This window comes from Streptomyces sp. NPDC001663, from assembly GCF_042893105.1.
GTDB lineage: Bacteria > Actinomycetota > Actinomycetes > Streptomycetales > Streptomycetaceae > Streptomyces.
This window is the reverse complement of the sequence record NZ_JBIAUR010000001.1, coordinates 1,306,313-1,316,264: the sequence shown is the minus strand read 5'-3', so window position 1 is coordinate 1,316,264 and position 9,952 is coordinate 1,306,313. Positions and strand designations below refer to the sequence as shown.

Genomic DNA, 9,952 nt, shown 5'->3' with positions numbered 1-9,952 from the left:
TGGGGGCGCCGGGGTGGGCGGGGCGCGGCGTGCGGCGGCCGGCGGCCCGCGCGCCCCCCCCCCCCCCGCACGCCCCCGCGGGGCCGGGGGGGGCCCCCCCCCCCCCCCCCGCTTCTCAGCCGGTGAGGTCTTCGGTTGTGGCCGTCCGGCGGTGCGAGGCTGGGCGCGACAGTACGTTCGCGCCGCCGGACGGAGTCTGCAGAACCTCCGAAGAGGTGTGGCTGGGACCGCGGCGGATGCGACGGAACCGCGGTGCCTCTTCCCTCAGGTCGAAGAAGAGGCACCCGGGACCTTCACCACCGCACTGGCTCGCACGCCGCCGCGGTCCTCGGCCTGCCCGCGCCGTGCCGACGGCCACCCCTCATCCGGGCCGTTCGGCTGTCGCGGGCCGTCTGTCGGTCAGTCCTCGCGCAGGGCGCGGACCGCCTCCTCCACGCGCTTGCCGTACTCCGGGTCGGCGGCGTGGAAGTGGGCCAGGTTCTTCTCGATCACGTCGTCGCGGGAGACCTTCGAGAGGCCGCCGGCGATGTTGGCGATCAGACGGGACTTCTCGTCCTCGGACATCAGGCGGTACAGCTCGCCCGCCTGGAAGAAGTCGTCGTCCTTGGTGTGCTGCGGGGCCTCGTGGGTGCCGGTCCACCCGCTGATCGCCAGCGGGGCGGACAGCGCGCGGCCGGTCTCCGCCGGGCCGTCGTACGAGTTCGGCTCGTAGTTCTTGGCGCCGCGGCCCTGGGAGTTGGTGGCCATGAAGCCGTCGCGGCCGTAGTTCTGCGCGGTCGTCGCCTTCGGGGCGTTGACCGCCAGCAGGGTGTGGTTGACGCCCAGGCGGTAGCGGTGGGCGTCCGCGTAGGCGAACAGGCGGCCCTGGAGCATCTTGTCCGGCGAAGGACCGATGCCCGGCACGAAGTTGTTCGGGGAGAACGCGGCCTGCTCGACCTCGGCGAAGACGTTGTCCGGGTTGCGGTCGAGGACCAGGCGGCCCACGCGCTGCAGCGGGTAGTCCTTGTGCGGCCACACCTTGGTGAGGTCGAAGGGGTTGAAGCGGTAGTCCGCCGCCTCGGCCGCCGGCATGACCTGGACGTAGAGGGTCCAGGACGGGTTCACGCCCCGCTCGATCGCCTGCAGCAGGTCCGTCTGGTGCGAGCCCGCGTCCTTGCCCGCGATCTCGGCCGCCTGCTCGGACGACAGGGACCGCACACCCTGGTTGGTCTTGAAGTGGTACTTGACGAAGAAGGCCTCGCCCTCGGCGTTCGTCCACTGGTAGGTGTGTGAGCCGTAACCGTTCATGTGGCGGTACGACGCCGGGATGCCGCGGTCGCCCATCAGCCAGGTCACCTGGTGCGTGGCCTCGGGGGCGTGCGCCCAGAAGTCCCAGACGTTGTCCGGCTCCTGACGGCCCGTGAACGGGTCGCGCTTCTGCGAGTGGATGAAGTCCGGGAACTTGATGGGGTCCTTGATGAAGAACACCGGGGTGTTGTTCCCTACGAGGTCGTAATTGCCCTCTTCCGTATAGAACTTGACCGCGAAGCCACGCGGGTCGCGCACCGCGTCCGCGCCGCCGAGCGAGTCGGCCACGGTCGAGAAGCGCAGGAACACCTCGGTGCGCCTGCCGACGCTGCTCAGGAAGTCGGCGTACGTGAAGCCGGTGACGTCGTCGGTCACCTCGAAGTAGCCGTACGCGCCCGAGCCGCGGGCGTGCACCACGCGCTCCGGGATGCGCTCGCGGTTGAAGCGCGCCAGCTTCTCCAGGAGGTGCTGGTCCTGGAGCAGGAGCGGGCCGCCGGCGCCGGCGGAGGCTGAGTTCTGGTTGTCGGCGACCGGGGCGCCGGACTCGGTGGTGAGCACGCGCTTCGACATCGTGGACCTTCCGTGCGGGTGGCAGCGGAAAACTGTTTCCGCTTTGTGGAGCCTAAGTTCGGGACGAGAGGAACGTCAACAGTTTGTTGAAGTGGTTTCCGGGCGGTGCCGCCGCCTGGGCGCGACAGGACAGATGTCAGCGGTGGCACCGCCCGGAAGCTTCTACGGGCGCCGGCTCAGAGCCGGGCGCCGGACAGGCGCTCGACGGCCCGCAGCAGGGCCGAGTGGTCCAGGCCGCCGTCGCCCTGCGCGCGCAGGCTGGCCACCAGCTGGGCGACCACGGCACCGACCGGCAGGGCGGCGCCGACGTTGCGGGCGGCGTCGGTGACGATGCCCATGTCCTTGTGGTGCAGGTCGATGCGGAAGCCGGGCTTGAAGTCGCGCTGAAGGAAGTTGTCCTTCTTGCGCGTCAGCACGGTGGAGCCGGCGAGGCCGCCGTTGAGGACGTCCAGCGCCGCCTTGAGGTTCACGCCGGACTTCTCCAGGAAGACCACGGCCTCGGCGCACGCCTGGATGTTCACGGCGACGATCAGCTGGTTGGCGGCCTTCACGGTCTGCCCGGAGCCGTGCGGACCGCACAGCACGATGGTCTTGCCGAGCGCCTCGAAGATCGGCTTCGCGATGTCGAAGTCGGCCTGCTCTCCGCCGACCATGATGGACAGCACGGCCTCGATCGCACCGGCCTCACCGCCGGACACGGGCGCGTCGAGCACCCGAACACCCTTGTCCTTGGCGGCCTTTGCCAGGTCGACCGAGGTCTGCGGCGTGATGGACGACATGTCGATCAGCAGCGCGCCGGACCTGGCGTTCTCAAGGATGCCGTCGGGGCCGTACGAGATGGCCTCGACCTGCGGCGACGCGGGCACCATCGTGACGATCACGTCGGCGTCCTTCACGGCCTCGGCGATCGAACCGGCCACGGTGCCGCCGGCGGCGGCCAGGCGGTCCAGCTTGTCCTGCTCCAGGGTGAAGCCGGTGACGTCGTAACCCGCCTTGATCAGGTTCTCGGACATGGGGGAGCCCATGATGCCGAGGCCGATCCAGGCAATCGCCGGGCGGGTCGGGTGGGAAGAAGCTGCGGGAGAGTTGCTCATGACGGGGGTGTGCCTTTCGGTACGGGGGTCAGCGGGACAGCCAGTCGAAGGCCTCGGCGCTCGGGCGGTCGCCCGGCTTGTACTCGAGGCCGACCCAGCCGTCGTAACCCGCCTTCTTCAGCTGGTCGAGGAGGTCTTCGAGGGGCAGCGAGCCCGTGCCCGGCGCTCCGCGGCCCGGGTTGTCGGCGATCTGGACGTGGCCCGTCTTCGCCGCGTACCGCTCGATCACCGACGGGAGGTCCTCGCCGTTCATGGACAGGTGGTAGAGGTCCATGAGGAACTTCGCGTTGCCCAGCCCCGTCGCCTCGTTGACCTTGTCGACGATGCCGATGCCGGCCGGGGCGCTCACCAGCGGGTAGAGCGGCGACTCCGGCTTGTTCAGGGTCTCGATCAGAAGGACCGCCCCGATACGGTCGGCGGCCCGCGCCGCGAGCACCAGGTTCTCCAGTGCCAGCGCGTCCTGCTCGGCCGGGTCGACGCCCTCGACGCGGTTGCCGTACAGCGCGTTGAGCGCCTTGGTGCCGAGCGACTGGGCGAAGTCCGCGGCCACGTCGATGTTGGCGCGGAACTTCTCCGACTCCTCGCCGGGGATCGACAGGGCGCCGCGGTCCGGGCCCGGAAGCTGTCCGGCGTAGAAGTTCAGGCCGGTGAGCTGGACGCCCGCGTCCTCGATCGCCTTCTTCAGGGCGTCGAGCTCGGACTGCTCGGGGGTGGGGGAGTCGACCCAGGGCCACCACAGCTCGACCGCGGTGAAGCCCGCCGCGGCGGCGGCCGCGGGGCGCTCCAGGAGCGGGAGTTCCGTGAAGAGGATCGACAGGTTGACGTTGAAGCGCTGGTCGTCGAATCCCATTGGGGTCGGCGCTCCCTTCCGTGGTGGTTCTTGTTATTCCGTATTGCGGAAGTTCGTTTCTGCTTAATGGAAGACTGCCTGCGGTGAGGGAGGCCTGTCAAGAGAGCGCACACAAAAATGCCCCCGCGCGGAGGGCGCGGGGGCGGGCCGAAGAGGCTGATCAGAGCGCGTCCACGGCGCTCACCTTCCAGCCGTCGGAGGTACGGCTCATCGTCATCCGCACCCGGTTCAGGTCCAGGCGGGAGCCCGAGACCTGGGTGCTCTGCGTGACCTGGTTGACGAAGAGCAGGACGGTGACCCTGTCCGGTGCCGCCGAGACGACGGAGGCCGCGGTGACCGACGCCTTCACCACCCCGTGGTACTTCTTCGCCGTCGGCCCGACCACACTCGCCGTCGTCTTCCCGTACTCGTCCCGGAAGCGCCCGGTCAGCCGCTCACGCGCCCGGGTGAAGTCGCGGTCCAGATGCCGGTAGTCGTACGACAGCACGACCGGCGCCGCCTTCCGCGCGGCCGTGAGGGCCTGCGTACGGGCGCTCTCGGTGCGCCGCTCCTGCCCGTACTGCCAGCCGAGCACCGAGACCGCGACCAGGCCCATGACGAGGAGGGCGCCGAGAACCGCGGTGAGCAGCCACCGCCGGGACGGGCGGGCCGGCGCCTCGTCCGTCAGGTCCTCGGGTGACGGCTCCGGCGGGTCCTCCCAGCCGTCCGCGGCCGGCGGGTCGATCGTCAGGGTGCGCCCGGTGAGCGGTTCCTCGGGCTGCTTCGGGTCCTCGACCCGCCGGGTGCGCTTGGCCGCCGCGCGGGCGGCCGCGTTCATCGCGCGGCTGCGGGCTGTCGGGTTCGCCATCGTCGTACTCCTCACTGGTGGTGCGTGACCGGTGGCGCGGGTCAGCCCACGAACTCGACGTCGGAGGTCAGCCAGCGCCCGTCCCGGTGGACCAGGTCGAGCTGCAGCCGATAGGTGCGGGCCTCCCCCTTGGGCACGGCGGTGTTGGTGACCTTGCTGTCGGCGACCACCAGGACGCGGGCCGAGTGCGCGTCGGAGCGGACGATGCCGGCGTCGAGGACCTGCCCCTCGGAGACCGACTTGTTCTCGGCGACGAGCTTGGTCAGGTCCTGGGTCTGCGCGCTGAACTGCTTCCTGAAGTCGCCGGTGGCGCTCTCGAGGACGTTGGCGCTGTCCCGGTCGTAGTGCCGGTAGTCGAGCGAGGTGAAGTTCAGCGCGGACTGGCGGGCGGCGGACAGGATGTCCTGGCGCCGCATGTCCTTCTCGTGCTGGTCGTAGAGGCGCAGGCTCAGCCAGAGAGCGGCTGCCGTGGTCAGGAGGGTCGCCACGACGAGTCCGACCGTGAGTGCCTTCCCGTTCCCGCCGAGTTCCTTCACGGTCAGGCCATAGGACCGACTAGCAGCCATTGCCACGACTCCTTTCCGAACACCGTCTGCTGGCCGCCCGTCGAGCCGATCTCGACGGGCCTTCCGTCCGGGCCGGTCGCGGTGCCGGTCTCCGGGTCGTACGGCGTGACGTACGCCGCCTGGTTCGCGCCGCCCGAAGCGGAGCGTGCGCCGGGGGCGTTCTGCGCACCCCGCACCGAGGTCTTGCTGCCGCGCGGGGCGGTGCAGCGCGCGTCGGTGTTCGCCGCGCGCGTGCCGGTGTCCGAGGGGTCCCGCCGGGTCGTGCCGTATCCCTGGGTGCACGGCGCCGGGTCGTCGGCGTTCACCACAAGGCCGAAGTGGAAGGTTCCGTCGCCCGGGACGACCGTGTAGCTGCCCGAGACCAGCGCCGGGAAGGTGACGAGCGCCTGCTCGACGCCGGGCAGGTGGGCCAGCGTGACCTGGCCGCCGCTGATCAGGTTGGCCAGCAGGACCGAAAGCTGCGGACCGGTCGACTTCAGCAGGGAGTTGACCTCCTGCGCGGCCGGCGCGGCGTTGCCGATCAGCTTGCGCAGGTCCCCGTCGCTCGACTTCAACTGTTCGGTGAGCAGCGCCAGATCGTGCGCGAACGACTTGATGGACGAGCCCTGGTCGGCCTGCGTCTTGAGGACCTTCCGGGAGTCCTCGATCAGAGAGATCGTCTGGGGGAGCGAGTCGGACGCCGACTCGACGAGCGCGTTGCCGGAGTCCACCAGGCGGCTCAGGTCGGGGCCGGTGCCGTTGAAGGCCTTGCCCAACTCGTCGACGGTGACCCGGAGATCGTCCTTGCCGACGGAGTTCACCAGCCGGTCCAGGCTGAGGACGAGGTCGGTGGTGGGCAGCGGCACCCGGGTGCTGCCGCGTGGGATGGCGCTGCCGTCGAGGAGGTAGGGGCCGTGGGAGGTGCGCGGCTGCAGGTCGACGTACTGCTCGCCCACCGCCGAGCGGTTCGCGACCACGGCGAGGGTGTCCGCCGGGATGCGCGGCGCCCCGTCCTTGATGTCGAGGGCGACCGACACACCGTCGTCGCCGGTCAGCCCCAGCTTGCCGACGCGGCCCACCGGCACCCCGCGGTAGGTGACCTCGGCGCCCGGGAAGATGCCCCCGGAGTCGGCGAAGTCGGCCCGCACGGTGTAGCCGCGGTCCAGGAGGCTGTCCACCAGGCCGGTGTACTCGGCGCCGACGTACGACACCCCGACGGCGGTGACGGCGGCGAAGGCGAGCAACTGTGCCTTGACGGTACGGGTGATCACGGCTGGACCCCCTTCAGCATCAGCTCGGCGAGCGCGAGGTCGATCCCCTCGGGTGCGCGGGCGCCGGTGGCGTAGGCGCTTGTGCACACGGGCGGGCACAGCACGTCGCCGCCGCCCGAGGAGGCCGAGGGGGTCGGCAGGCCCGGCGCGCTCGGCAGCGCGGTCGGTGTGGGGACGCTCGGCAGGTCCGGGACGTCCGGGAGATCCGGCACGTCGGGGGTGCTCGGCGTCTGCGAACCACCCTTGTCCCCACCGGAGTTGCCGCCCGCTACGTTCCCGTACAGGTCCGCGAGGTCGAGGTCCGCGGTGAGATGGAGGTTGACGTAGTCGCCCTTCACCGCCTCGGTGGCGTTGCGCGGGAACGGGTAAGTGGTCAGCAACTCGAGGGAGTTGGGCAGGTCGCTGCCCGCCTTGTTCAGCTGCTGCAGGATCGGCCGGAGCTTCTTGAGGTTCGCGACCGTGTCGTCGTGCGAGGCCTCGACCACCTTGGTGCCGGTCTTGCCGAGCTTCGACAGTGCGGTGAGCATCTTCGTCAGGTTGCGCCGCTCGCCGGCCAGGACCTTCAGCGCGGGCGGCATAGTGTCGACGGCCTTGGCGATGGTCTTCTTCTCCTTGCCGAGCCGCCCCGCGAGCCGGTCGACGGCCTTGATCGCGCGGACGATGTCCGCCTTCTGTTCGTCCAGTCCGCCGACGAACGTGTTCAGCTCCTTCAGTAGCGACCGGACCCGGTTCTCCCGGCCGTCCAGGGCCTTGTTCAGCTCCACGGTGATCGTCTTGAGCTGGGCCACACCACCGCCGTTGAGCAGCGCGGACAGCGCGGACAGCACCTCCTCGACCTCCGGGTTGCGGCCGCTGCGGGACAGCGGGATGCGGTCGCCGTCGCGCAGCCGGCCCACGGGGGCCGTGCCGGTGGGGGCGGCGAGCGCCACGTACTTCTCGCCGAGCAGGCTGGTCTGCCGCAGTTCCGCGACCGCGTTGGCGGGCAGCTTCACCGAGTCGGCGACCCGCAGCCGTACGCGCGCGTGCCAGCCGTCCAGCTGCACCTTCTCGACCGCGCCCACCGTGACGTCGTCGACCTTCACCGCCGACTGCGGCACCAGGTCCAGGACGTCACGGAACTCGACGGTGACGTGGTACGCGTGCCCGTCGTCGGCGGCGCCGCCGGGCAGCGGGACGTCGTACCAGCCGTTGAACTCGCAGCCGGACAGCAGCAGCGAGCCGACCGCCGCCCAGGCGAAGGTTCCCGCCTTGCGTCGTATGCTCATGCGCTCGCCCCCAGGATCCCGCCGAGCGTCCTGTCGGTCGTGCCCGTCACCGCGGTGCCCTGCGTGGGAAGTTCGGGCAGGGAGTCGAAGAGTTTCGTCAGCTCCTTGCAGTCGGGGTTCTTGCCGCCTGTCTCGCCCGCCGTCTTGAGCAGGGAGCACAGGAGCGAGGCCGGATCCTGGGCCTGCTGGGCGTTGTTGCGGGTGTCGAGGGTGCCGGAGGACGGGTTGTAGGTGTTGTTCAGGTTGGACAGGCCGACGGGCGCGACCGTCAACAGCTCGTCCAGCGCGGCCCGTTGGGTGACGAGCACCTTGGTCACCTTGCTGAGGCCCTTCACGTCCGAGGTCAGCGACTTCTTGTTCTCCTTCACGAAGGCGGACACGTCACCCAGCGCCGTGGCGAGGTTCGCGAGCGCCGCCGCGAGGTCCTTGCGCTCGCCCGCGAGCTGCTGGGCGACCTTGGCGAGGCTGGTGTTGAACGACCGCACGCTCTTGTCGTCGGCCGCCAGCGCCGCGGTGAACACCTGCAGGTTCCGCACCGTGCCGAACAGGTCCGTGCGGCCGTCGGACAGCGTGGTGACCGCCTGCGAGAGGTCCTGGACCGTCTGGTTGAGGTTCTCGCCCTGTCCGTCGAGGTTGTCGGCACTGACCCCGAGCAGCCGCGACAGGGAGCCGTCCTTGTTGGCGCCCTTGGGACCGAGGGCGTCCGCCGTGGTGTGCAGGCTGTCGAAGACGCGGTCCAGTTCCACGGGTACTGCGGTGCGCTTCTCGGGGATGACGGCGCCGTTCCGCAGGACCGGGCCCTTCCGGTACACCGGCAGCAGTTGCACGTAACGGTCGCTGACCACCGAGGAGTTGATGATCGCGGCCTTCGCGTCGGCGGGGACCTTGCGCCCTTCGTCGTACTCGAACTCGACGCGCACCCGGTCGCCCTCGGGCGTGATCGTCTTGACCTCGCCGATCCTCACGCCGAGGACACGGACGTCCGAGCCGGGGTAGATGCCGACCGTGCGCGGGAAGTACGCGGTGACGTGGACCTTCTCGGACCGCGGCCACAGCGCGTAGGTGAGGGCGGCGATCAGCGCCACGACGGTGACCAGAACCAGGTTCCTCCTCACTGCCCCCCTCCCGTCTTCGGGACCACCGGAGCGGCGACGAGGTTCTGGACGTAAGAGTCGAACCAGCGGCCGTTTCCGAGGGTGTTGGTGAAGACCCGGACGTACGGCGCGAGCAGCTTCACGCTGCGGTCCAGGCTGGACTGGTTGCGTTCGAGCATCTGCACCACACGGTTCAGGCCCTTGAGGGCGGGCCCGATCTCCTTGTCGTTGTCGTCGACCAGGCCGGAGAGCTCGATGCCGAGCGTGGCCGAGGTCTTCAGCAGCTTGTGGATCGCCGTACGGCGCTTGCTGATCTCCTTGAACAGGCTGTTGCCGTCCTTGACGAGGGCGGTGAAGTCCTTGGAACGGTCGGCGAGTACGCCGGTGGTGCCGTTGGCGTGGTCGAGGAGTTCACCGAGGGCCTTGTCGCGCGAGGCCACCGTGCGGGAGATCCGCGACAGGCCCTTGATGGACGCGCGTACCTCGGCGGGCGAGTCCTGGAAGGTGGTGGAGATGGTGTCCATGGCCTTCGCCAGCTGCTCGGTGTCGACCTTCTCCGAGGTGGTGGTGAGGTCGCTGAAGGCCTGCACGACGTCGTACGCCGCCACCGTGCGCCGCAGCGGGATCTCGCTGCCGGGGCTCAACTGGCCCGGCCCCTTCGGCTGCAGGGCCAGGTACTTCGCGCCGAGGATCGTCTTGACTCGGATCGACGCACCGGTCTCGGTGCCGAAAGCCGGGTCGCCCTTGACCTTGAAGGTCACCTTGACGTGGTCGCCGTCCAGGTCGACGTCCTCGACCTTGCCGACCTTCACCCCGGCGATCCGCACCTCGTCGCCGGGCTTGAGACCGCCGGCCTCCGAGAAGGCCGCGCTGTAGGTCTTGCCGTCGCCGATGAAGGGGAGGCTGTCGGCGTTGAACGCGGCCACCGTCAGCAGCGCGAGGACGGTGAGGCCTACGGCGCCGATGACGACCGGATTGCGCTCACGGAACGGGATCAGGCGGGGGCGCCGGAGCCGTATGCGGGGCAGCCTGGGCGGATCGATGCGGACCTTCATCATCGGCTGAGGCTGAGGCTGAGGCTGCGGCTTCGGCTGCGGCTTGCCGGGGCGTGGTGCCCGCCGGGGAAGCC

The 9,952-nt window shown here is 70.1% G+C and carries 9 protein-coding genes; all 9 read right to left on the bottom strand.

The window, feature by feature from the left end; translation table 11 throughout:
- Positions 1–399 precede the first annotated feature (399 nt).
- Positions 400–1,857, bottom strand: a complete 1,458-nt coding sequence (locus ACFY1L_RS06245; protein WP_388818820.1) for a catalase — start codon at positions 1,855–1,857, stop codon at positions 400–402.
- A 176-nt stretch (positions 1,858–2,033) separates the two neighbouring features.
- Entirely contained in the window at positions 2,034–2,951 is a 918-nt protein-coding gene (locus ACFY1L_RS06240) for a 2-hydroxy-3-oxopropionate reductase (protein ID WP_388818817.1), read from the bottom strand.
- Positions 2,952–2,979: 28 nt separating this feature from the next.
- Positions 2,980–3,801 (bottom strand): TIM barrel protein, encoded by an 822-nt coding sequence (locus tag ACFY1L_RS06235; protein ID WP_388818814.1) that lies wholly within the window; start codon positions 3,799–3,801, stop codon positions 2,980–2,982.
- 160 nt (positions 3,802–3,961) lie between these two features.
- Positions 3,962–4,648, bottom strand: coding sequence for a hypothetical protein (locus tag ACFY1L_RS06230; protein WP_388818811.1), 687 nt, complete (start codon positions 4,646–4,648; stop codon positions 3,962–3,964).
- 41 nt (positions 4,649–4,689) lie between these two features.
- Positions 4,690–5,214, bottom strand: coding sequence for a hypothetical protein (locus ACFY1L_RS06225; protein ID WP_388818809.1), 525 nt, complete (start codon positions 5,212–5,214; stop codon positions 4,690–4,692).
- On the bottom strand, positions 5,187–6,464 hold the full coding sequence (locus tag ACFY1L_RS06220; RefSeq protein ID WP_388818807.1) for an MCE family protein: 1,278 nt from the start codon (positions 6,462–6,464) through the stop codon (positions 5,187–5,189). The genes ACFY1L_RS06225 and ACFY1L_RS06220 overlap by 28 nt, the downstream gene beginning before the upstream one ends.
- Positions 6,461–7,729: an MCE family protein gene (locus ACFY1L_RS06215; RefSeq protein WP_388818805.1), complete on the bottom strand. Its 1,269-nt coding sequence runs from the start codon at positions 7,727–7,729 to the stop codon at positions 6,461–6,463. Before ACFY1L_RS06215 ends, ACFY1L_RS06220 begins: the two co-directional genes overlap by 4 nt.
- Complete coding sequence (locus ACFY1L_RS06210) at positions 7,726–8,832, bottom strand: MCE family protein (protein WP_388819009.1); 1,107 nt, start codon at positions 8,830–8,832, stop codon at positions 7,726–7,728. Before ACFY1L_RS06210 ends, ACFY1L_RS06215 begins: the two co-directional genes overlap by 4 nt.
- Positions 8,833–8,840: 8 nt before the next feature.
- A complete protein-coding gene (locus ACFY1L_RS06205; RefSeq protein WP_388818803.1) occupies positions 8,841–9,881 on the bottom strand; it encodes an MCE family protein in 1,041 nt (346 codons plus the stop codon).
- Between the last annotated feature and the right edge of the window lie 71 nt (positions 9,882–9,952).

Excerpts from the sequence above, each read along its gene's own strand:
- ACFY1L_RS06245 (WP_388818820.1), bottom strand. The coding sequence starts at position 1,857 with ATGTCGAAGCGCGTGCTCACCACCGAGTCCGGCGCCCCGGTCGCCGAC.
- ACFY1L_RS06240 (WP_388818817.1), bottom strand. The coding sequence starts at position 2,951 with ATGAGCAACTCTCCCGCAGCTTCTTCCCACCCGACCCGCCCGGCGATT.
- ACFY1L_RS06235 (WP_388818814.1), bottom strand. The coding sequence starts at position 3,801 with ATGGGATTCGACGACCAGCGCTTCAACGTCAACCTGTCGATCCTCTTC.
- ACFY1L_RS06230 (WP_388818811.1), bottom strand. The coding sequence starts at position 4,648 with ATGGCGAACCCGACAGCCCGCAGCCGCGCGATGAACGCGGCCGCCCGC.
- ACFY1L_RS06225 (WP_388818809.1), bottom strand. The coding sequence starts at position 5,214 with ATGGCTGCTAGTCGGTCCTATGGCCTGACCGTGAAGGAACTCGGCGGG.
- ACFY1L_RS06215 (WP_388818805.1), bottom strand. The coding sequence starts at position 7,729 with ATGAGCATACGACGCAAGGCGGGAACCTTCGCCTGGGCGGCGGTCGGC.
- ACFY1L_RS06205 (WP_388818803.1), bottom strand. The coding sequence starts at position 9,881 with ATGATGAAGGTCCGCATCGATCCGCCCAGGCTGCCCCGCATACGGCTC.